We start from the raw sequence: 22,230 nt of genomic DNA on the forward strand, positions 1-22,230 counted from the left end.
CTTCAACCGTGTTCCAAGATATCACCATTGAACAATTATTAACACGTAGATCATCCGGAGAGCTGACGTTAATTGATGTCCGTTCGCCTTCCGAATATCAAGAGAACACCATTCCAGGCAGTCTGAACATCCCGATCTTCGATGATGCCGAGCGCGCTGAGATCGGTACGATTTATAAGCAAGTCAGCGTCGAAGCAGCTAAGGGCCGAGGACTCGAAATTGTCTCCGCCAAGCTGCCTACCTTCATCAAGACTTTCGCCCAAATCCAAGGTCCGAAGGCCGTCTTCTGTTGGCGGGGCGGCATGCGAAGCAAGACGACAGCGACGGTGCTCGACCTGATGGGCATCAAAGCTTCTCGCCTCATGGGCGGGGTTCGAGCCTATCGGCAATGGGTCGTCGCTACACTTGACGGGTTGGAACTGCCGCCGGCTGGATATGTCATTAACGGCAATACCGGCACTGGCAAAACGTTGATTCTGCGCCGTCTCCAAGCCGAGGGATATCCGGTGCTGGACCTGGAAGCGATGGCGGGTCATCGCGGTTCGATCTTCGGACATATCGGATTGCATGCGAACAATCAGAAATCCTTCGAAGCGCTGCTCGTCGAGCAAGCACTCATGCTGCATGGTTCGCCTTATGTCCTCATGGAAGGCGAGAGCAAACGTGTCGGTAAGGCCGTGCTGCCCGACTGTGTCGTTCGTTCTAAAGAATCCGGCACCCAGCTCTTCATCGAGCTTCCGCTAGAGGAACGGGTACGCCATATTCTCGAAGATTATCAGCCGATGCAGCATAAGGATGAACTGGTGCAAGCATTCAAGCATATCAAGAATCGCATCCATACCCCGATCGCGAAGGAAATCGAAGCCAATCTATTGATCGGACAATTCGAACGTGCGGTGAAGCTGCTGCTGGAACATTATTACGATCCAAGATACGCACATGCGATGAGCCAATACGAAGGGGAACGCATTATCATTGAAGTGAATACGATCGAGGAAGCCATGGAGGCGGTGAAGGCCCATCTTCCCGTGAAGACTCCATAATAGACCTGTCAAAAGATAGCCCGTGGGGCTGTCTTTTTTCATATAAAGGGAATAGTTTACAAATGTCGAATTTAGTCTACACGACAATTCGAGGAGTGAACCTATTTTGCGTAAACCGATCCAACTTCAGCTAGTCATTGCTCTTGTATTCATTTTAAGCTTCGCTTCCATTCCATCCGCTTTGGCAGAGACATCCCTCATCCCAGACAAGAATCTGGATCAAGCGATTCGAATTGAGCTCAAGAAGCCGACTGGTGCAATCACTAAAAAAGATTTGGCGTCCCTGACGTCTCTCTATCCCGAAGATCCCGAGAAGAAAGTCGGCAGCTTAATAGGGCTCGAGCATGCCGTTAATTTAGAGAGCCTCATGCTCCCGGGGCTCGGCATTAAAGACATCAGCCCGCTGAAGGACTTACATAAAGTCACCTTCTTGGCGCTGAGTGGCAATCAAATCCGCCAATTGGAACCGCTGCAAGGGTTACACCAATTGGAACAGCTCATGATCGATGCGAATGAAATTGAGAAGCTCGATACATTAGCAGGATTGACCAATTTGACGGACTTGTTAATCGGTCATAATCGGATTAAGGATCTGTCGCCGATCCAATCGCTAACCAAACTGAGTTGGCTCATCGTCAGCGATAACCAGATCGAATCGCTTGAACCGCTTAGAAATCATCCGAATATTGAACATCTATACATCGAGAACAATCAAATCCAAGATATTAGCGTCTTAACGACCCTACCGAAGCTTCAAGAGGTATCGCTAAGCAACAACCCTCTGGACGCCAATGCAGAAAAAGTGCTGGCCGAACTTACCGCCAAAGGTGTGAAAGTGCTTGAGGATGCAGATGATCAATCTGATGAGCAATCGACACCGCCTTCTGAGCCAGACGGAATCACCGTTCTGTTGAATAACGAGTTATTGAAATTCCAAGCCCCGCCTATCCAGAAGAATGGTTCTGTGCTGGTTCCATTCCGGGCGATTTTCGAAGCCTTGGGACTTAAAGTCGACTGGGATCCAAAGGCGCAATCCATCACGGGCAGTAAGGCCAATACGCTTATCAAGCTAAAAGTCGGGTCCGGCACGGCAGAAGTAAACGGGAAGCAGATGAAACTGACGGCAGCGCCATCGACAATTGGTGGCAGCACCTACGTTCCGTTACGTTTTATTGGCGAAGCTGTGGATGCCAAGGTGGACTGGCAGGAGATGGTTCAAACCGCCGCGATTTATACAAGGCAGCCATTTGCGACCAAAGACAAGAAAATCCAAATCACAGCTTACCAAAACTGGAGTGACGTGACTTCTTCTATTGAGAATACAGGAGATCACCAGCTGATCTTATTCTCCTCCGTGATGAGCACGATGGTTATTCAGCATTATAGCAAGAGCGATTTAGATATGAGCTTCGACGAATATGTTAGCTTCGCCAAAAAAGATCTCACAGATAGATATGGGATGAAAATGACGGAGCAATCCGTAAAAGTTGGGAAAATCGATGCGAAGCAGTTGAACTACAGCTTAATCATCAAAAATAAAACCATTGAATATCGAATGATCCTTTTCGAGCAAAACAATGAATTCTATACCCTATTGCTAACGACTCCACCGCAGGTCAGCAAACAAGCCAACGCTGAGTTCAACGAAATCCTCACGAGTATAAAAATTTCTTAGCACAATGAATAACGCCCACTCCCCGGTTGAACGCCGAAGAGCGGGCGTTCATTGTAAATCCCCCTTGCTATGCCAGTACAAGTGATATGGGAAGTGAAATAACTGCTTTTTGGCAGTTATTTGCACCGCGCGGCGCTACATCGAGCGATTTAACTGCTTTTTGGCAGTTATTTGCGCGTGCGATGCCACTTCGAGCGATTTAACTGCTTTTTTTTTGCGCGCGCCTACCTATACCATCCCACAAAAAAAAGAAAACCGTTCTTTCAACCTTCGGCCCATAACGCACCTCTGTCAAAAGAACGGTTCTATACACTCTAAATCTCCGGAATCACAATCTCCACTTCCCGCTTCAATTGCGAAGAACGCAAGATACCATCCAGAATCGCTTGATTCCGTAGAATCTGCTCACCCGGAATCGGCGCAGGCTCCCCGGCACGAACGGCGCGAACGAAATCCTTCACCTTCTCCTCGAAAACATTGAGCTTGTGCTCTACGATCGGGATCGCGCTCTCAGTATGATGACCATGGATATCATGGAATAGCGAAATCGAACCGACGCTGCCATCCCATACGCCGCTCCATGGACCTTTCCCAGCAGGCGTTACCTTCATCCCTGCATCCGTCCCGAGGAACATCGTCGCACCGAGCGTGTCCATATGCATCGCCCAAGAGGTCTTGAAGTTCAACACCAAATCGCCTTCGAAGCGCACGATAGCAACCCCGAAATCTTCCACATCGAACTTCGACGCTTCCCCATGGTATTTCGGATTCGTGCCGAAATAGTTCGACGTGTACGCCGAGACCGTCAGAGGCTTCGGATACCCGAGTGTGTTCAACGCCAAGTCAAGCGAGTAGCAGCCAATATCCGCCATAGCGCCAGCCCCTGCAATCTCCTGACGGATGAACGATCCACCCGGCATGCCGCGGCGGCGGCCGCCTCCGGTTTCCACGTAGTAGACTTTTCCTAGTTGACCGGACTCAACCATTTTTTTAATCGTGCTCATATTCGGGTCATAACGCGGCTGGAACCCCACATTGAGCATGAAGCCAGTCTTTTTCGCCACCTGGACCATATCGACCGCTTCTTCGAGCGTAACCGACATCGGCTTCTCCAACATCACATGTTTACCTGCATTTAACGCGTCAATCGTCGTCTGGTAATGTGCCACATTCGGTGTGCAGATACTTACGCCGTCCAAATCCAGCTCCAGCAGGCGGCGGTGATCTTCATAAGCTGCGGCGCCCTGCAGCCCCCATCGCTGGATGAACTGCTCCGCACGGCCCGGCATAATGTCTGCCACCGCGACGACTTCAACGTCTTCCATTCGTTTATAGGCCTCAACATGGCCGCCAGCAATACCGCCGCTTCCAATAATCCCAATCCGAATTGCTCTTCCCATGGCCATTGTCACCTATCCCCTCGCATTCATTCTTCGATATAGCGATGGCGTCATCGCATACCGTTTCCGGAATACCGTATGCAGGTAGCTTCCGTTCGAGAAACCCTCTTTAAGCGCAATATCTTCAATCGGCATCGTGGACTCAACCAATCGCCGACATACCGCATTTAGTCGCACATCCTCTACGATTTCACTGAAGGAACGTCCATCCCCCTGCTCCTTCAAGATGCGCTGCAGCTGCCGCGAACTGATATGAAGCTTATCTGCGACATCGCTCAGTACCAATTGGCCTGTCGAATTCGTCTGAATATACTCCAGCGCCAATTGATATCGATACGCCTTCATATCACGGAACGGCAGTTCGGCTTCATTCGGTTCCGAATAATAAGCACGGACTGCACGCAGCAAGATTTGGACAATACATTGCTTAATCGTCGTATATACGCCGTTATACCGCTGTGCCGTCGCTTGATAGGCATCTAGGAAGTATGGCATCGCCCGGTAAATATCCATCGTCGGCTTCAGCGGAAGCAGCCTCAGCTTCTCCACACAATCGCGTGCTTCATCCACTTCCCACGGATTGATTAGGGAATCTGCAAGCAGAGAATCCTCATCCCGCTCAACAATATCCACATGGAGACATAACTCTTCCATGGATTCACGGGGATCCGCCTCTTGATAGTGCAGCACATCCGGCCCCGTCAGATAGAACATGCCTTCGCGAAGCGTGTACGGCTCATCAACCAGGATCACACTCCCTTTGCCGCGAGGGATGAAGTGAAATTCAAATTCCGCATGCTTATGGAACGACACGATCTTCCCTGGTGCAAAAGATGTGAGATGGAACCGGAGAACGCGAATTTCATAATTGCCCCATGTAATGCTCAAATCGAGCCTTTCCAGCGCATCTTGGCGATCTCGCATCACTTCATAAGGAAAACTGCTCATTCCATACACCTCTCATAACATAACCTTATAATATTTTAGGCTTGAAGCTCATCCAATCGAATACTACGCTGCTCGCGTGCCGATTGATTCGCTGCCTCCATTAATTTCGTCAATTCCACCGCAATCGCGATATTCTCATCTGCTGTTGTATCATTCTTAATATGGTTAATCCATTGCTCGAATGCGCTCTCACGCTTCGCAGGCAACTGCTGTTCTACCCATGCGTTAGCGGCTTCTTTCGCTGGGTTCGATGTACGAAGCAGCAATTTCTCATCCGGCGTACCGAATAAGAGCGTACCTTCCGTGCCATGTACCTCAATAGTAAATGGAGAGAAGTTGTTAACGAACCCGGCTTCCACAATCCCAACAGCACCTGATGTCGTCGATAGTGTTGCAACGGCGTTATCTTCCACTTCTTTGCCTGTTACATAACCGAATTGCGCCTGTACGCCCACTGGCTCTTCCCCGAGGAATACGCGTGTCAAATACATCGGATGGCAGCCAAGGTCGATCAATGCGCCGCCCAGACATTCTTCCAGACCATAGAAATGCTCTGGCAGCCAACCTGCCGTTGCACCATTGTGGGAGAGGCGTACGCGAACGAGCGTTACTTTGCCGAGCAATCCTTGATCTAAGATGTCACGAATGGCAAGGGTATAGTTATCATTTAATCTTGGCAAAGACACCGTCAATTTGACATGGTGCTCCTTCACCGCGCTTAGAATTTCATTCACTTCATGAAGCGTTGGAGCTAGAACTTTCTCGGTGAAAATATGTTTGCCCGCACGTGCCGCAGCAAGTATGACGTCACGGTGCATCGATGTAGGCGCATCCACAATCACGCCATCAATATCATCCCGCTGCAGCATTTCGTCGAGTGAGGCATGGAACTGTGCCCCTTGTTTGTCTGCCGCTTCTTGACCACGCGTTGGGTTCTCATCCCATACCGCAACGATCTCCGCTTCCGGATGTTCCTGTGCTTGCTTCGTGTAATCCCATGCGTGTACGTGCCAATAACTAATTTTTCCGATTCTAATCATTCTTAAGCTCACCTCTGTATTTAATATTAGGACATCATGAACATAATCTATCATATCATTTTAGCTTATTTCACTATGTTTACACGACAGATAACTTAAAATTCGCGACATAAATTCAAAAAGTCGCAATTCTATATATCTATCAAATCCAAGTGATGAATTTCATGGAAAAGATATTGGTCATATGCCTAGATTCCGTTTATAATTGGTAATGAGTCCAAATTGAACGAGCTTAAATTATTAGGAGGCGTATACCATGTTCAGCAACATCGGAGCGAGCGGTTTTATCATGATCGTTATTTTAGCGCTTATCATATTCGGTCCTAGCAAATTACCCGAACTCGGCCGTGCCGCAGGCAGAACGCTGCGCGAATTCAAAAATGCGACGAGCGGTTTAATGTCAGACACCGAACCTGCGAAGAAAGAAACATCTTCTCCTGCTGCGCTGCGGTCCGAATCCGAAGAAAAAGACAAAAACACGCAGCAATAAGCTGCGGCTAGGTGATAAGGATGCCCGAGAAACTACAAGCCATCTTACAACATATTGGTGATCTACGCAGACGGTTGATATGGATCATCGCAGTACTTTTCCTGACGGCCATTATTGGCCTTTTTATTTCCCAGCAATTGATTGCTTATCTCAGAAGCGTTCCGCCAGGATCGACGTTCGAATGGAATGCTTTTTCACCGTGGGATGCCATTAAGGTCTATATGAATGTGACGATCCTATTCGCCTGCGTCATTACCCTGCCGTTCACCCTATTCCAGCTCTGGAAATTCGTGAAGCCAGGACTGCGGAAGAAGGAGCAGCAGGCGACCTTACGATACATCCCGTTCGTCTGTCTCATGTTGATCGTCGGACTTGCTTTCGCCTACTTCGTCGTCTTCCCGATGGCGTTCAAGTTCACGACCCGGATGACTGTAAGCATGCATCTGATTCCGACGTACGGCGTGTCGCAATACTTTGGATTCATGTTCAGCCTGGTTATCCCGGTGTCCCTAGCGTTCGAGCTGCCTGTCCTTGTCATGTTCCTGACAAAGCTGCGCATCCTGAACCCGAAGAAATTGCACAAGTTCAGAAGATATGCCTACTTCATTCTCGTCATCGTTGCGACCATGATCTCACCTCCAGAGCTGATCTCTCACCTGATGGTAGCCATTCCACTGCTCATCCTATATGAGATTAGTGTCGGTGTATCCAGCATCGTGTACCGTAAGCAGCTCACCGCCGATCAACAACTTGAAACGGATGCCGATGAACAGCATATCGCTTAGGAGGACGCAGATTCTATGATTCGAGGCTTATACGAGACCCACTTGCCGGTGCGCAGTCTAGCGGTCTCTATCCCATTCTATGAACGGCTTGGATTAACCTTCGCCAGATGGCAGGGCGAACATACCGCATTCTTATGGATAGAAAAAGGCAAGAGTTGGCTCGGTTTATGGGAAGGAGAGCAGGTCAACACGCCTTACCATGCATCACTGCGTCACATTGCCTTTACAACGACTTATGAGGATCTTCGGCATGCTGCGGCATGGCTTCGATCCATGCAGATTGAGCCCGTCATTTTCCCGGGACAAGCAACAGGCGACCCCGTCGTTCGTCCGAGTCAGGCGAATGCCTCGATTTACTTCGATGATCCCGACGGCAACAGTCTGGAGCTCATGGCGAACATTGATGTCCCTGTTTCATTACGGGAGATCACCATGCTGCTTACCATCGAAGAATGGGAAGAAAAATTGCGAACGGTACAACAATCCTAAATGGATAGCAATGCCTCGAATAGCGGTGAAGGACCTGCAAGTTGTATGGTGCTTCACCGCTATTTGTATGGTTTCCCCTACGATTCAATCGTGATATGATAGTCTCGTCATTTTGTATATTTTTCCAACAGAAGTGGAGAAATTTGCGATGAGCAGGATCAATGCAGCACCGAACTTGCTTCCTAATCGCAAGAAGTTCATACTGTAGGTAGATTAATTTGGAAGCCTCAACAGGCTTGAATTTTTTCATAAAAGGAGTATATAAGCATGCAACAAGAAACGTTGGATCTGTTCCGCAAATTAACGGAGTTCCCTGCCGCATCCGGCTTTGAACGTGGGCTTCGTGCACTCGTCAAAAGCGAAATCTCGAAATACACCGATGAAATCATCCATGATGCGCTCGGCGGCGTGTTCGGTGTCATGCGTGGGAACGAAGAAGGACCTCGCGTCATGGTGACAGGACATTTGGATGAAGTCGGCTTCATGTCTACGCAAATTACCGATACCGGGATGATCAAATTTACGACCCTCGGCGGCTGGTGGGGACAAGTCATCCTCGCACAGCAAGTCGATGTCATCACACCGAACGGCCCGATCCGTGGTGTTGTGGGTTCCATTCCGAAGCATCTCTTGGATGAAGCAACGGCGAACAAGCCGGTCGATCCGAAAGTCATGTACATCGATGTCGGTGCAGACAGCCGTGAAGATGCGGAAGCAGCAGGTATTCGTCCAGGCCAACAAATTGTGCCAGTCTGCGAATTTACACCGATGCTCAATCCGAAGAAGATCATGGCCAAAGCTTGGGATAACCGTTATGGTGTAGGGCTTGCGATTGAACTAATGAAGGAATTACATAACGAGAAAGTGCAGCTGCCGAATATCCTGTTCGCGGGTGCAACGGTTCAAGAAGAAGTGGGACTTCGCGGTGCGCGCACAGCTGCGAATCTGATTCAACCGGATATTTTCTATGGACTGGATTGCAGCGCAGCCAACGACATGACAGGCGATCGCAATTCTTTCGGTCATTTGGGCAAAGGCGCTTTGCTGCGTATCTTCGACCCGACGATGATTACGCATCGCGGTCTCATCGAATTCGTACAGGATATTGCGGATACGCACAAAATTCCTTACCAATACTTCGTATCGCCTGGCGGTACCGATGCAGGTCAAATTCATATGAGCGGCATCGGCGTACCTTCGACGATTATCGGGGTGGTTGGCCGTTATATCCATACCCCTGCTTCGATTGTACATACCGATGATATCGATGCAGCCAAAGAATTGCTCATCCAACTCGTGAAACATACCGATCGTACAACGTACAATACGATTGTGGAGAATAGCTAGTCCGACTGATTCACAAATCCAAGAAAACCCCACTGCTCTGAGAGAAGGTAATGAAAACCTTTCCCAGACAGTGGGGTTTTGCTATATATTCTTAATGAATCCGTTAGGCTTGATGCTCTGCCAATTGTTTCAGACTGGATACGCGTTGATCCAGACGATCATATCCTTGAACGAGCGCTTCAATTTGCCCATCCTGATGTTCCATGCTCGCTGTCACTTCTTCAATCGACATCATATGCTGTTCCGTACTTGTAGCAATGGAGATCATACCTTGGGCCATCGTACCATACTGCTGCTCCAGATCAGCTACGGCAGTGCGCATAAGCTCTGCTTGGCTGTTGACTTGATCCGTATTCCCCATAATCAACCGCACGATGCCTTCTACGATATTCGTTGCTTCGACACTTGATGTTACAGCGCCTTCGCCTTGATCAATCAGGTGGGCTGCATCTGTAATCTGGCTCTGAATACTTTCAAGGATGGAGGCTATATCCTGCGCCGCACGCTGAGAATGATCAGCGAGCTTACGCACTTCATTCGCAACAACAGCAAAACCCGATCCGTGCTCACCTGCGCGAGCCGCTTCAATCGCCGCGTTCAATGACAATAAATTGGTCTGAGCAGATATCTCACTGATGGTCTGCACGATGCTTCCCACTTGATCCGTCTGCGCCGTAAGTCTATTCATCAATTGAACCGTTTCACGGATCATGGACTGGACATGTCCAATCTCTTGGACGAGTGTTGATATTTGGGTATTCCCTTGCGTCACCAGATTCAGCGTCTCCGTCGCAACTTCATCCAACTGCCCGCTGCCCTCGCCGACATGTCGCAACGAACGCTCCACGGCTTGAACCGAAGCATTCATTTGATGTAGATTACTCGTCTGCTGCTCAATCGAGCTTGCGATCTGAGCAAAGGTTCCCACGACTTCGCGGGAAATGCTGCTCGTCGTCACTACGCGTTCCTTCTGCTCTATGCTAAATTCATTCAACATCGTGACGGATTCACGAATCTCAGTTAGCAGCTTCTCTGTTTGCGCTTTGGATTGCAGCGCTGCTTCGCTATGCTCCAGCACTTGCCGCTGCAGCTTCTCGATGAATATAGCTGATGCGCACAAGGCAATGGTCGCCAATACCACATACAATAACAAATAAAGAAGTGGCTCCTTCGTGAATAATGCATTATGCAAAACCGGATGATTGTACACATAGATCGTTGTAGCAATACTAAGTACACCGGTCAACAGCACGGGACGGAAGTTCGAATAAAGCGTCATGATACCCATATTCACATACACAAGGAGGTATGTACTAAAGATTGGGTTCGGGTCAGAGAGCATCAGCAATAGAATAAGTCCTGTCATAATAACGGGAACGAAATACATAATGTATTGGACTGCAAGACGCTTATACGTCAAAAATGTTGCAATCCCGCAGCCTACCGATCCACCAATGACTAGCGTGTATATCAGCTCGGCCTGAGCCCCTGCTGCAAGATTCGTTACGGTTCCTAACACAATCATCGCCCATATTATTTTGACAAACAATCGGTTTCTCTTGTCTAGAATATTCCGCTCATTCAAACCTCTCCACTTCCTATTCATTAATTTATCCTACTATCGATACCCCCTCTACCTCTTGGGGATCCGGCAGTAACCATTCAAAATCGGATTTATTCTCGCGAACTTCACCCACGTGAATAATCGTAGGTATGACATCATCTCCTTTATAAGCAGTTCGACTCGCAATCTGAGTTGTTGGCACGTGGAACGATACCCGAAGCGCACGGGCAAATACCGGCTCTAGCAAACAAATAAAATAATTCAAATGATGCTTGTCCGCATAATGCACCATCGCCGACAGCAAACGCGAGATGTTCGGTCCCCGATATTGTTTTAATAGAGCTACTTTGTCCACTTCTGCGACACGCGCAGAAGGTTCTATCAATTCTGGCTGCTCATGAAATGGCGCAATTTGGTGAATGGGATTGCTCTTTTCAGCGTGATAAGGTTTAATTTCGAAAGTACCTACATACACCCCTTCTTCATCGCTTACGATCAGCCGATCCAGGACTTCTTGCCCATATTCAAGTTCAAACCCTTTTTCACGCCATACCTCTGTCCAAATGCGATGAAACTCCAACAGTTGCGAATGATTCTGAACAACGGTATACATCATACAACCCCTTCCCATTTTTAAATAAATTGGTTATTTTTGTGTGTTCCTACCCTTATTTTACTGATATATTGGGAAAAGAACCATACAAGCGCCAATTTTTCCTACTAAATACCTAGGAATAGTCTTATTTTAAAATGGTCAATAGAATTGATGATCTTTTTTTATCACTTGTTATCATTTATCGGCAAAACTAACCATTTCATTGAACATTACAGAGCGGTACCATTTAACATTTTTGTAAAAAAACCATATCCCGCTAAAACAAACAACCCCGCATCACGCGATAAAGGGATGACCCTTTGCCACGAACTACGGGGTTCATTGGTACTGAACAACGTAAACAGTATCGCTTACAACATCAAAGTGAAATACACGCTGAGTCCGATCACCAAGACAGACGAAATGCTGCATAAAACCGTGTGCAGCCCCTCCATCCGATGCTTCACCGCATAGATCAACTGTCGAACCGCAAAGAGAGTACCCACCACATTCAATACGATGACCAGAATCATGAACACATTCATGAACGTCGACGAACCCGCAGCCATGTCATGATGATGCATCGTCGCCATGGTACTCATCAGCATGGGGGCCGAGAGCCAGTGCACCGTATGCAGCACAATGACGCCTAGTAGAGATAGGACTGAAGCTGCCGAATACTTCGATTGCGCCCGCATTCGCATCATTCTCGATATCATGCTCACCACATCCTTCTATCCTTGATGGCAGATGTTCGCAAGAACTTCCTTTACTCATTATACGGGGGAAGCTTCAGAACATTCGTAATGATTCCATCTCACTACTCGTTGTTTCCTCGTCTATGCATTGGACAAATTCTGCCGGATAACACCGAATATAAGCGCCAATCCGCTGTAATGTGGCAGGTCCGAACTGACGGAACATTTGATCCAGCGGTGAGATCGCAGCGAACATTTGCTTATCCTCATCTAGATCGTGATATATATGATGGATTTGGTCAATGTCCCGGGTATCGTGTCTAGAAGTAAATACCTTCTCTACTTCCTCGAGCAGTCTCAGCATTGTAATTTCCCCAAAATACTGAACAGCCTTCTTCAGACTCGACCAGAACATCGGCTGCGCAAAAAAATACGCACTCCACCAGTAGAACTCGGCTTGGGATTGTATGGCATGGTGATGATAGGAACAATACATAAATAACGCTTGTTGACCCGGGGTCAACTGTTTATAGAATTGAACTTTGGCTAATACGCCGTCTCCGCCCATCTCTTCATTCTTCTGCATCAACTCTTTGTAGGTCGCGATGATCGGCTTAAAACATACCCATACCAAGCTTTCATCCGTTGAGGAATCGAATGCTTGGCGTTCTACAAGAAAGTCCATCTTTTTACCCACTCCCTACGTATAAATATACAGGAAATGGAAGATGTAAGATAGGTGTTTATTATGATTTTGTTGCATTTATGTTTGTGATTTCCAAATTTAAGCGAATTCGACAATTTAATTTATTGCCATAACTTCTGTAGATCAATTCCTTCTAATTCGGGAAAAGGCTCGAGGCAAGAGATACCTCTCTTAGAACGATTCTTCATTAATTCACCAAATGGCACGCGACATAATGGTCGCTGCCGACATGACGGAATTGCGGAACTTCTGTTTTACAAATATCCGTTGCAAAAGGACAGCGCGTATGGAACTTGCAGCCTGACGGCGGATTCGCCGGGCTAGGAATATCCCCTTTGAGCACGATACGATCCCGCTTCAGCTTCGGAATCGGAATCGGCACCGCAGAGAGCAGCGCCTTCGTATACGGATGCAGCGGATTACGGAACAACTCGTCGCGCGGAGCCGTCTCCATCATCGAGCCCAAATACATCACGCCAATTCGCGTGCATAAATGTTCGACCACGCTTAGATCATGCGAGATGAACAAGTACGTAAGACCTTGCGATTCTTGAAGGCCGCGGAACAAGTTAATAATCTGCGCTTGGATGGATACATCAAGTGCCGAGACCGGTTCGTCTGCAATAATCAAAGCAGGATCGAGGACAAGCGCACGTGCGATACCGATACGCTGCCGTTGTCCGCCGGAGAACTCATGCGGGAACCGATCATAATGATAGGATGACAAGCCACAGGCTGCCAGCACTTCCTCCACACGGTCCCGGACTTCGCCTTTCTGCAATATACCGTGATCGAGTAATGCCTCTCCAATCGCATCCCCTACGCGGACACGCGGATTAAGCGAGCTATAAGGATCTTGGAAGATTAATTGCATTTGTGGACGAAGCTTCCGCAGCTCCTTCGGAGGGAGCGTGTGAAGATCAATCCCCTTGAACAGAACTTCACCGGAGGTCTTGTCTGTTAGGCGCAGAATGGTGCGTCCTACCGTGCTCTTCCCACTGCTCGACTCCCCGACGAGGCCGAACGTCTCGCCTGCTCGGATCGACAAGCTGATATCATCGACAGCCTTCACATGACCAATCGTACGATTCAACAACCCGCCAGTAATCGGAAAATACTTCTTCAAATTCTTTACTTCAACGATAGGTTCAGACACGAACGGCCGCCTCCTCGTATAACCAACATGCCACCTTCTGGCGGTCTGCGATGTCTTTTAATTGCGGCTGCTTCGACTGACATATCGACATGCACTCGTCACAGCGATCATGGAAATAACAAGATTCCGTCAGAGACAATGGGTTCGGAACTTGTCCTGGAATCGAATAGAGCTGGTCCTGCCGCTGATTGATGATCGGCTTCGACTTCAATAAGCCTTGCGTATATGGATGTCTCGGGTTGTTGAAGAGCTCGACCACTTCGCCTTCCTCGACAATTTTGCCGGAGTACATCACGATCACATAGTCCGCCATCTCCGCTACGACACCCAGATCATGGGTGATGAGCAGGATCGACATATTCGAATGCGCCTTGATCTCGCGAAGCATATCCAGAATCTGCGCTTGGATCGTGACATCGAGCGCCGTCGTCGGTTCATCGGCAATCAACAGCTTCGGATTGCAGGAGATCGCAATGGCGATCATAATCCGCTGCAGCATGCCGCCGCTCAATTCATGGGGATACGAATCAAAAATTTGCTCCGCTCTCGAGATTCCAACTTGTTCAATCAGCTCAATGGCACTTTTGCGCGCTTCTTTCTTGCTCAGCTTCAGATGCTCCATCAGCGGCTCCGTGATCTGTTGGCCAATCGGAAGCACTGGATTGAGCGAGGACATCGGTTCTTGGAAGATCATTGCGATTTCATGACCACGAATCGTTCGAAGTTCATTTTTGCTCATCTTCAGCAAATCTTCCCCTTCGAATCCAATCCGACCATTCACAACTTTCCCTGACGGCCCCTCAATTAATCCCATAATAGACATCGCTGTCATGCTCTTGCCACAGCCTGATTCGCCGACGATGCAGATGGTCTCCCCTTCTCGCACACGCAGGCTTATATCGTCAATCGCCTTGACCGTACCATCCTCGGTATAGAAATACGTACTTAAATGGTCGATTTCTAATGTGTTCTTCATCCTCATTCACCTACTTCTTTTGTTTGGGATCCAGCACGTCCCGAAGCCCGTCACCGAATATATTAATGGCGATTACCGTCGAGAAAATCGCAAAACCTGGCGGAATCCAGAGCCACGGATGCTTCTCGAAGTCAATGATGCTATTCGCCGCATCAATCATATTCCCCCATGTGGCGGTAGGCGGCATGACACCGAGACCGAAATAGCTCAGAACCGACTCCGATAGAATCGCTCCACCGATATTGAGTGTTGCTACGACAATTAAGAGAGGGAATAAGTTCGGAAGCAGATGATTGAACAATTTGCGCCGATCCCTTAGACCAAGGACAACAGCCGCATGCATGAACTCACGTTCACGAAGACTCAGCATCTGCCCGCGGACAAGTCTGGCAAGACCCGGCCAACCAACGAAACTCAGCATCATCATGACAATATACATCCGGTAATCCGTCGGAATCTTCCACTCGGATAACAAGGCCCCTAAGATGAACAAGATCGGGAGACTCGGGATGGAGAGCAATAGATCAGCGACTCGCATGATCACTTGATCCACGATGCCGCGATAGTAACCCGCGATCGCACCGAGCAAGCTGCCGATAAAGACCGATAGCAGCATGGAGGCAAGACCGACGGTCAGCGAGATCCGACCGGCTTGGAGCAAGCGTGTCAGGACATCGCGACCTAGCATATCTGTCCCTAACCAATGCTTAAGATTTGGCGCATGATTCATCGCCGTTACATTCACTTTGCCGTCCGTATAAGGCGAGAAGAACGGCCCAATGAAGCAGGCGGTGAACATAAACACAATGAAAATAAAACCGGATACGGCTAATTTATTTTTTCGCAATTTCCGCATGGACTGAATCCATAGCGAGGTTCTCGCTACGGGGAGCTTGCTGCTACGACCTCTGACGACTTGACCTTGAACCATCGACATATGCTCCCCCCCTCACAATTTCACGCGCGGATCCGCGACGTTATATAGAATGTCAGATACGAGCGTACCGATGACCGTGAGAATGGCGATGAACATCGTAAATCCCATGAGCAGCGGATAATCCCTTGCACCAAAAGATTGCATGTATAGCTGGCCGATCCCCGGCCAATTGAATATTTTCTCGATGATGAGCGAACCGCCAAAAAGCCCAGGCAGCTCGAAGCCGACGAGCGTAATCGCAGGTAATAACGCATTGCGCAGCGCATGACGGAATAATACCGTCTTTTCCATCATCCCTTTGGCACGGGCCGTACGGATGTAGTCCTGTTTGATAACGTCAATCATATTGCTGCGGAAATACCGGGTTAACGACCCGACACCAAGCAGCGTCATCACGATCACCGGCAGCGCCATATGATTGATAACCTCCTTGATATAAGCCATCCCCGTCGCATTGCTGCCTGTTGTCATCATGCCACCCGGAGGCAGCCACTTCAGATCCACAGCCAGCGTCTTGATCAGGAATAGTCCGATGAAGAACGACGGAATCGACATCGCCGCGAAGATCCCGATCATGACAAGCGTATCGAACCAAGAGTACTGCCGATAGGCCGAGATTACCCCAATAATGACGGCGAGCAGCCAAGTCAAGAAAGTCGAAGTAATCGCGAGCAGGAATGAATTCCAGATATATTCATTGAACAGCGTCAGTACCGGCTTCTGCTGTGCAAGCGAATAGCCGAAATCGCCATGCAGCGCATTCTTCATCCAGAGAAGGTAACGATCAATCAGCGGCTTGTTCAAGCCATAGATCTCTCGAAGCTCCGCCTTCCGTTCCGCCGTCAGCTTCATATTGCTGGATACGAAGTCCCCAGGCGTCAGCGCATATAAGCAGAAAATCAGCATCGAAGCGCCGAGTAATATCAATACCATATAGATCAGGCGTTTTGTTAGATACGTGCTCATATTTGGCTCCTTCATAGTCCATCCCCTGTCTGCACGACAAGGGACGGAAAGGTAGTATTATTTCAAAGTCCACTCCGGCAAGCTCGCTGAGATGCCTTGCGATGGATTGATTTTGATATTCTCAATACGGCCGTTGTATGCCAGGATCAATTTGCTATAGCTTGTGAAAATATACGGGGCATCATCGTTGATCACTTGATACAGCTCTTTATAGATCGCTTTACGCTCTTCGATATCCGTCGTTGCCAGACCTTTCGCATAGAGCTCCTTCACTTTCGGATTATCATACCCTTTCACTTCGCCGTCGACGAAGGAGAGGACACCATCCGAAGGATCTCCTAAGATTGATGTTGAGAAGGAAACAAGATCATAGTCACCGCTCTCGAACTTCGCAATCTGTGCATTGAAGTCTGCGAATTGTTCAGCTTCCAGCTGTACGCCAATCGCTGCATAGTTTTCTTTGGCTACCGCGATGAAGATGTCCGTTCCTTTCTTCTTGGAGCCGATGAAGTGAACACTCAGCTTCTTGCCGTCTTTCTCACGGATACCGTCCTTGCCTTCCTTCCAGCCTGCTTCATCCAGCAATTGCTTCGCTTTTTCCGGATCATAGTTGTACGGGTTAATTCCCTCTTCCGTATAAGACCATGAGCTTTGTTGCGTTGGGATGTTCGCGATGGTCGCAGCGCCTTGTTCCGAATCCACATAGATCGTCTTGCGGTCAAGTCCGTACGTCAAGGCTTGACGAACACGCTTATCTTTCAATGCCTCATGCTCCAAATTGAACTGCAGGTACCCGTAGTTGCTCTTCGTGTACGGCTCCAAGTTCAAGAAGCCAAGCTTCTGCAGACGTTCGATGTTGTCTTGGGTGGCCGAGAAGCTGCCATAGTCCTGCTCCCCTGTCTCGATGAACTGGAACGCATCGCCTTCCGTTGTCTTGTAGATGAAATGTTCGGTCTTCGGCTTGCCTGCATAGTAATATTCATTCGCTACGAATCGCACTTCTTGGCCAGGGATGAACTTCTCCAGCTTGTAAGGTCCGTTGCCGAGCGGGTTCGCATGCAAATTCTTAATGTAATCCAATTGGCCGAATTTGTAGTCTTTGCCGTAATAAGCTTTGGATAAGACATCGGAACCAAGCACGATCAAGGCTGTCGCATTGACCTTCTCAAGCGTTACCGAAATCGTCTGCGGGTCGATGACCTTAATCCCTTCGATGGAGGTCGCTTTCCCTTCTTTGTAAGCTTTGCCGCCCTTCACGTTCGTGGATAGAATATCGTATTGGCCGTCATAGGCTTTGTCATGCAGAATCGTCCATGTAAATGCAACATCCTCCGCCGTCAGCGGCGAACCGTCGCTGAATTTCAAATCTTTGCGCAAGTGGTATGTATACGTTAATTGATCATCCGAGATGTCCCAGCTCTCTGCAAGACCAGGAATCGGAAGACCCTTGTCATCCACTTTCACCAGTGAAGAATAGATAACGGACGAGACGTTGCCGTCATAACCGCTCTGATGGAAATACGGCGTGAACGCACCGCTCGGATCCGTTAAGCCGACGATAATCGTATCCGTACGTTTCTTTGCACTCTCCGGAAGCTTCGCTAGATCTGTCGCCTTCACCAAGCTCGTGATGCCCCCAGCTGCCGGTGTTGTTGTCTGCTCGGTAGTTGTCGCCCCCGCTTCGGTCTTGCCGCTATCCGCCACAGGCGTCGAAGCAGGTGAAGAGCAAGCCGACAGTAAGAGTGCCCCGCTAATGATAACCGTTAGTACTGAAAATAAACCCTTTCTCATAACACGTCTCCCCGTTTCCAATAAATTGAATTACACATTAAATTCCGACCCGAAAGGTGTGAATTAAGTTTGATTGGTTTTATTATAAGAATCAAAATGTGTTCTGTAAATAGAGAACTTAAAAATAGTTTTGTATAAAGAGAATTTATTTTGAGTTCACAAGAAGTCATCTATACAAAAAAACGCCTCCGGCGTCCTTTCAAGGACGGGAAGCGTCTAGGCGAGAAATATAAGAACAATATTTCCTAAAAAGATCCAATGTTCATTTCGCTGACTATATTATTGCGACATTGTAGTGATGTAGCGGTATAGAATCTCGTCAATTTGCCTTACTGCCTTGAGCCGAAGACTATAATGCGTCGTAACTTCCCCTTCGATATGGGCATGAATGAATCCCGCACTGCGCAGTTTCCCAATATGATCGTGGGTAATCCCTTTGGAAATTTTCAGATGACGAACAATCTCGGTAAAAGGCTGCGGACCATGATGCAAATAACGCAAAATCTTCATTCGGCTCTTCTCACCAATGGTCCGAAGAACGCGATAATGATGAGGAGAGAGCTCCCCAGGCTGGTCCATATACACTCTTGCTGCATAGTGGCAAAGTGTTACTTTACCAAAGTGCCAAATGAGATTCAGAGGTTGAAAATGGTATTGCGGGACAAGGATCAATTCTTCAAGCCCCGGTATAGGGGTGAACAGCATCCCGTTCGTCGTATCATCAACGAAATCCTCTGGCGACAGCTGGGTCAACATCTCCGTTCTCCGAGCTACTTCCGCATGAAGCAACCGAAGGATCTCCGGGTCCAGTTGGCGGAAATACTCTTCATTCCAAGCCGTCAACAATTGAACTGCATGCGTGCGGAACGCTTCCATCTGAGCTGGAAAATCATTGCCATATTGCGACAACAGTTCGTATAACTCACCCACGGAATGACCTTCAATCCACGTCACGAGCTCTTCGGGAGATGTCGAGTCCGGACAGACAATGGCCAGCAAATAGATAAATCTCCAATCACCGTTCACCTCGGTGCTGTCCAGCAACCTTTGGAGTTCAGGTGTTAATCGCTCCTGCGTTGTCTCGACCCATTCCATCGACAGATCAATCTTCTTATAGGACTTGCGGCATAAATAAGTATGCAGACTGCTAATAAATTCATGCAACGGCGTAAATCTCACGCACAAGCGATAATTCAATGCCACACACCTCCGCTCCTTTCCTATCTCTTACGTGTATCGATATTTTTACCTTCTAAATGTATAGAAAACTGTATCTATAATCAAGCGGTTCTGTAGCGTACCCCTAAAATAACCCCACAAAGTGGGGGCCCCGAGAACTAACATAGACTCGTTCCCGGTCATCTGCCACTTGCATTTATTTCACAGATTTTGTATAGTGTTTGACAATATATATTCAATTTCGTTGATCGGGAGAGTAATTCATGTGAAGCGTCCAAGCGAACCGGGATAGTGTGAGCCGGTACGACAGCATGAATGAAGCGGACCCGGGAGGAAATCTGCTGAACCAGCGCGCTGCAGCCGCTGTGGTATGGAGATTCGGCGCCGTCCGTTATCGGCTAGAGGGGTTAGACACATCATGTCTAGCAACAAGAGTGGTACCGCGAAGCAACAGCCTTCGTCTCTTCATTGAGACAGGGCTGTTTTTTTCATTTCTAGGGAGGAATTCGTATGAGATTACAATTATTTATCATCACTCACATCGAGAAGGCGATTACACGTCTTTATGAGCTGTCATTTGCTTCGGAGCAGAATTCGCAAGTCGCCGTGCGGGTCGAGCAGCCATCCCATATAGAGCACGGAGATTATTCCACGAATATCGCGATGCAGCTGGCGAAGGTTGTGCGCAAATCACCGATGTTGTTGGCTTCTGAGATTGTGGCCCAACTTACGCAAGATGGTAAGATGGAGCAGCTTATTCATAAGATCGAGGTTGCACCGCCGGGATTCATTAACTTGTCTATCGATTGGGGTGTATGGGCGAGCCGGGATTGGCTGCTTGAAAGCACTGGAGAACAGAAAGCGATCGTCGAGCATACGTCAATCAATCCGAACAAATCCGCCCATATCGGCCATCTTCGCAATGCTTGCATCGGTGACAGCATCGTTCGTCTACTAAGACGTACAGGCGTTGAGGTCGAGGTGCACAATTACATCGATGATCTCGGCAATCAACTCGCAGATACGGTCGTCGGAATGCTCCACACGCCGCTTCAGCACGAGTATGCACGATTCGGGGATTTCTGTTGGGATGTCTATTCCTCGCTGCATCGGGAATACAAGGTTAATCCTGGATTGGAGCAAGAGCGTTCCGCCGTCCTCCATGCATTGGAAGAAGGTCATAACAATACAGCTTGGATGGGGATGCTCGTCGCCGAGCGCATCGTACGTGAGCAATTGGAGGAGATGGAGCAGTTCGGCATTGCCTATCATTTACTCGTCTGGGAGAGCAATATTGTGCGTGAAGGGTTCTGGGATGCTGCCTTTCAGCTTCTGCAGCAGACTTCGCAATTCAAGCAGGAGAAGGCGGGCAAGTTGGCCGGCTGTTGGGTGCTGAAGCAAGGAGAGATAGGGAGCGTTGGCGAGGAGAGTTGTGATGAGCATGAAGCAGAAAGCGAACATCAGCAAGACAAAGTACTGGTTCGTTCCAATGGCCTTCTGACGTATACAGCGAAAGATATCGCCTACCATCTCTGGAAGTTCGGTTTGCTGGGCAAAGATTTCGGTTATAAACGATTCGCGGACGAGTTATATACGACTACCGCCGCCGCTGGAGCAGCTGGGGCACCTGCTGACACCGGCGCCTTCGGTCAAGCAGACACCGTCATTAACGTCATCGATGCTCGCCAAGCGTACCCACAGATGATGGTGAAGCAAGCGCTAGAGGTGCTCGGCTTCACAGCCCAAGCGGACCAACTACGCCATATCAGCTATGGCGTAGTCTCGCTTAGCCCGCGATCGGCGGCCGATCTTGGCATCGATACGTCGGACGGCAAGCATGCCTACGCGATGTCCGGCCGTCAAGGCATTGGCATCAAGATCTCCCAGCTGCTCGATCTGATGGAGCAGGTGATTGCGGAGAACCGTTCCAATCCGGACGGATTATCCAGTCGATTAATCGCAGCCGCTTCGATCCGGTATTACCTACTGCGGTTCAATTTGCAGACCGAAGTCATCTTCGACTTGCAGCAAGCGACCGAAATCTCTGGCAACACCGGCGTCTACTTGCTGTATGCCTACGCCAGGGCCAGCACGCTTATAAATCGTGCGGCGGGAGAGCATGGCATAACGCCGCAGGTTCCGGTGGCATTCCCTGCGCTGCATCGTGCAGAATACGCGCTCTTAAGACAGCTCGCACTATGGCCTGATACATTGCATGCGGCTGCCGAGGAATTGTCTCCGAGCCTCATCTGTACGTATGCTCATGAGCTCGCGACATTATTCAGTAACTTCTACGGCGCATGTCCGATTCTTAAGGGTGATGAAGCTTCGAAGGCATTCCGGATCTGGTTAACTTCCCAGTTCCATGAGACGCTGGGCGACGCGCTGCATACGCTCGGGCTGCCTGCGCCAGAGCGTATGTAATCGGATAAACATGCCGGTTGT

At 48.8% G+C, this 22,230-nt stretch carries 20 protein-coding genes and 1 other annotated feature; of the genes, 7 read left to right on the forward strand and 13 right to left on the reverse strand.

Going from position 1 to position 22,230, the window contains the following annotated elements:
• Nucleotides 1–8 precede the first annotated feature (8 nt).
• Both mnmH and AC3WU2_RS19820 read left to right on the forward strand, forming a co-directional pair.
• Entirely contained in the window at nt 9–1,043 is a 1,035-nt protein-coding gene (gene mnmH / locus AC3WU2_RS19815; RefSeq protein WP_492456798.1) for a tRNA 2-selenouridine(34) synthase MnmH, read from the forward strand.
• A gap of 106 nt (nt 1,044–1,149) precedes the next feature.
• Nucleotides 1,150–2,718, forward strand: a complete 1,569-nt coding sequence (locus tag AC3WU2_RS19820; protein ID WP_492456799.1) for a stalk domain-containing protein — start codon at nt 1,150–1,152, stop codon at nt 2,716–2,718.
• Between the two features lie 314 nt (nt 2,719–3,032).
• On the opposite strand, the gene AC3WU2_RS19825 is transcribed toward AC3WU2_RS19820, so the two are convergent.
• From AC3WU2_RS19825 to AC3WU2_RS19835, 3 genes are read right to left on the reverse strand one after another with little or no spacing between them, the layout of a single operon-like run.
• Nucleotides 3,033–4,118 (reverse strand): Gfo/Idh/MocA family protein, encoded by a 1,086-nt coding sequence (locus AC3WU2_RS19825; protein ID WP_492456800.1) that lies wholly within the window; start codon nt 4,116–4,118, stop codon nt 3,033–3,035.
• Between the two features lie 12 nt (nt 4,119–4,130).
• Nucleotides 4,131–5,066, reverse strand: a complete 936-nt coding sequence (locus AC3WU2_RS19830; protein ID WP_492456801.1) for an AraC family transcriptional regulator — start codon at nt 5,064–5,066, stop codon at nt 4,131–4,133.
• 35 nt (nt 5,067–5,101) lie between these two features.
• Nucleotides 5,102–6,106, reverse strand: coding sequence for a Gfo/Idh/MocA family protein (locus AC3WU2_RS19835; RefSeq protein WP_492456802.1), 1,005 nt, complete (start codon nt 6,104–6,106; stop codon nt 5,102–5,104).
• 256 nt (nt 6,107–6,362) lie between these two features.
• On the opposite strand from AC3WU2_RS19835, the gene AC3WU2_RS19840 reads away from it, so the two are divergent.
• From AC3WU2_RS19840 to AC3WU2_RS19855, 4 genes are all read left to right on the forward strand, one after another.
• Nucleotides 6,363–6,596, forward strand: a complete 234-nt coding sequence (locus AC3WU2_RS19840) for a twin-arginine translocase TatA/TatE family subunit (protein ID WP_018757505.1) — start codon at nt 6,363–6,365, stop codon at nt 6,594–6,596.
• A 20-nt stretch (nt 6,597–6,616) separates the two neighbouring features.
• Entirely contained in the window at nt 6,617–7,381 is a 765-nt protein-coding gene (tatC, locus tag AC3WU2_RS19845; protein ID WP_492456803.1) for a twin-arginine translocase subunit TatC, read from the forward strand.
• Between the two features lie 15 nt (nt 7,382–7,396).
• Nucleotides 7,397–7,870 carry a VOC family protein gene (locus AC3WU2_RS19850; protein ID WP_492456804.1) on the forward strand — a complete coding sequence of 158 codons (474 nt, stop codon included), beginning with the start codon at nt 7,397–7,399 and terminating at the stop codon, nt 7,868–7,870.
• 267 nt (nt 7,871–8,137) lie between these two features.
• A complete protein-coding gene (locus AC3WU2_RS19855) occupies nt 8,138–9,217 on the forward strand; it encodes a M42 family metallopeptidase (RefSeq protein WP_314587566.1) in 1,080 nt (359 codons plus the stop codon).
• Nucleotides 9,218–9,320: 103 nt separating this feature from the next.
• Here the strand turns inward: AC3WU2_RS19855 and AC3WU2_RS19860 are convergent, their stop codons facing one another.
• The 10 genes from AC3WU2_RS19860 to AC3WU2_RS19905 form a co-directional block, all read right to left on the reverse strand.
• Nucleotides 9,321–10,823 carry a methyl-accepting chemotaxis protein gene (locus tag AC3WU2_RS19860; protein WP_492456805.1) on the reverse strand — a complete coding sequence of 501 codons (1,503 nt, stop codon included), beginning with the start codon at nt 10,821–10,823 and terminating at the stop codon, nt 9,321–9,323.
• Between the two features lie 4 nt (nt 10,824–10,827).
• Nucleotides 10,828–11,397: a hypothetical protein gene (locus tag AC3WU2_RS19865; protein ID WP_492456806.1), complete on the reverse strand. Its 570-nt coding sequence runs from the start codon at nt 11,395–11,397 to the stop codon at nt 10,828–10,830.
• 350 nt (nt 11,398–11,747) lie between these two features.
• The gene (locus tag AC3WU2_RS19870) at nt 11,748–12,095 is read right to left on the reverse strand and encodes a hypothetical protein (protein ID WP_492456807.1); all 348 of its coding nucleotides are present in this window, start codon (nt 12,093–12,095) and stop codon (nt 11,748–11,750) included.
• 73 nt (nt 12,096–12,168) lie between these two features.
• Nucleotides 12,169–12,759 (reverse strand): hypothetical protein, encoded by a 591-nt coding sequence (locus AC3WU2_RS19875; protein ID WP_018757496.1) that lies wholly within the window; start codon nt 12,757–12,759, stop codon nt 12,169–12,171.
• A 208-nt stretch (nt 12,760–12,967) separates the two neighbouring features.
• Nucleotides 12,968–13,936 (reverse strand): ABC transporter ATP-binding protein, encoded by a 969-nt coding sequence (locus tag AC3WU2_RS19880; protein ID WP_492456808.1) that lies wholly within the window; start codon nt 13,934–13,936, stop codon nt 12,968–12,970.
• Nucleotides 13,929–14,912, reverse strand: coding sequence for an ABC transporter ATP-binding protein (locus tag AC3WU2_RS19885; RefSeq protein WP_492456809.1), 984 nt, complete (start codon nt 14,910–14,912; stop codon nt 13,929–13,931). The genes AC3WU2_RS19880 and AC3WU2_RS19885 overlap by 8 nt, the downstream gene beginning before the upstream one ends.
• 10 nt (nt 14,913–14,922) lie before the next feature.
• Nucleotides 14,923–15,843 (reverse strand): oligopeptide ABC transporter permease, encoded by a 921-nt coding sequence (gene opp4C / locus AC3WU2_RS19890; protein ID WP_492456953.1) that lies wholly within the window; start codon nt 15,841–15,843, stop codon nt 14,923–14,925.
• A gap of 18 nt (nt 15,844–15,861) precedes the next feature.
• On the reverse strand, nt 15,862–16,815 hold the full coding sequence (locus tag AC3WU2_RS19895) for an ABC transporter permease (RefSeq protein ID WP_492456954.1): 954 nt from the start codon (nt 16,813–16,815) through the stop codon (nt 15,862–15,864).
• Nucleotides 16,816–16,872: 57 nt separating this feature from the next.
• The gene (locus tag AC3WU2_RS19900) at nt 16,873–18,606 is read right to left on the reverse strand and encodes an ABC transporter substrate-binding protein (protein WP_492456810.1); all 1,734 of its coding nucleotides are present in this window, start codon (nt 18,604–18,606) and stop codon (nt 16,873–16,875) included.
• Nucleotides 18,607–18,885: 279 nt separating this feature from the next.
• The gene (locus tag AC3WU2_RS19905) at nt 18,886–19,809 is read right to left on the reverse strand and encodes an ArsR/SmtB family transcription factor (RefSeq protein ID WP_492456811.1); all 924 of its coding nucleotides are present in this window, start codon (nt 19,807–19,809) and stop codon (nt 18,886–18,888) included.
• 211 nt (nt 19,810–20,020) lie between these two features.
• Nucleotides 20,021–20,253 (forward strand) — a binding site (T-box leader).
• Between the two features lie 42 nt (nt 20,254–20,295).
• Between AC3WU2_RS19905 and AC3WU2_RS19910 the strand changes: the two genes are divergently transcribed.
• Nucleotides 20,296–22,209 (forward strand): arginine--tRNA ligase, encoded by a 1,914-nt coding sequence (locus AC3WU2_RS19910; RefSeq protein WP_492456812.1) that lies wholly within the window; start codon nt 20,296–20,298, stop codon nt 22,207–22,209.
• The last annotated feature ends 21 nt before the right edge of the window (nt 22,210–22,230 follow it).

The sequence above is a fragment of the Paenibacillus sp. EB106-05-06-XG162 genome (assembly GCF_058791655.1).

What these genes read in the sequence shown, in the direction of transcription:
- AC3WU2_RS19825 (WP_492456800.1), bottom strand. Translation starts at nt 4,118, where the DNA reads ATGGGAAGAGCAATTCGGATTGGGATTATTGGAAGCGGCGGTATTGCT.
- AC3WU2_RS19830 (WP_492456801.1), bottom strand. Translation starts at nt 5,066, where the DNA reads ATGAGCAGTTTTCCTTATGAAGTGATGCGAGATCGCCAAGATGCGCTG.
- AC3WU2_RS19835 (WP_492456802.1), bottom strand. Translation starts at nt 6,106, where the DNA reads ATGATTAGAATCGGAAAAATTAGTTATTGGCACGTACACGCATGGGAT.
- AC3WU2_RS19840 (WP_018757505.1), top strand. Translation starts at nt 6,363, where the DNA reads ATGTTCAGCAACATCGGAGCGAGCGGTTTTATCATGATCGTTATTTTA.
- tatC (WP_492456803.1), top strand. Translation starts at nt 6,617, where the DNA reads ATGCCCGAGAAACTACAAGCCATCTTACAACATATTGGTGATCTACGC.
- AC3WU2_RS19850 (WP_492456804.1), top strand. Translation starts at nt 7,397, where the DNA reads ATGATTCGAGGCTTATACGAGACCCACTTGCCGGTGCGCAGTCTAGCG.
- AC3WU2_RS19855 (WP_314587566.1), top strand. Translation starts at nt 8,138, where the DNA reads ATGCAACAAGAAACGTTGGATCTGTTCCGCAAATTAACGGAGTTCCCT.
- AC3WU2_RS19860 (WP_492456805.1), bottom strand. Translation starts at nt 10,823, where the DNA reads ATGAATAGGAAGTGGAGAGGTTTGAATGAGCGGAATATTCTAGACAAG.
- AC3WU2_RS19865 (WP_492456806.1), bottom strand. Translation starts at nt 11,397, where the DNA reads ATGATGTATACCGTTGTTCAGAATCATTCGCAACTGTTGGAGTTTCAT.
- AC3WU2_RS19870 (WP_492456807.1), bottom strand. Translation starts at nt 12,095, where the DNA reads ATGATATCGAGAATGATGCGAATGCGGGCGCAATCGAAGTATTCGGCA.
- AC3WU2_RS19875 (WP_018757496.1), bottom strand. Translation starts at nt 12,759, where the DNA reads ATGGACTTTCTTGTAGAACGCCAAGCATTCGATTCCTCAACGGATGAA.
- AC3WU2_RS19885 (WP_492456809.1), bottom strand. Translation starts at nt 14,912, where the DNA reads ATGAAGAACACATTAGAAATCGACCATTTAAGTACGTATTTCTATACC.
- opp4C (WP_492456953.1), bottom strand. Translation starts at nt 15,843, where the DNA reads ATGGTTCAAGGTCAAGTCGTCAGAGGTCGTAGCAGCAAGCTCCCCGTA.
- AC3WU2_RS19895 (WP_492456954.1), bottom strand. Translation starts at nt 16,815, where the DNA reads ATGAGCACGTATCTAACAAAACGCCTGATCTATATGGTATTGATATTA.
- AC3WU2_RS19900 (WP_492456810.1), bottom strand. Translation starts at nt 18,606, where the DNA reads ATGAGAAAGGGTTTATTTTCAGTACTAACGGTTATCATTAGCGGGGCA.
- AC3WU2_RS19910 (WP_492456812.1), top strand. Translation starts at nt 20,296, where the DNA reads ATGAGATTACAATTATTTATCATCACTCACATCGAGAAGGCGATTACA.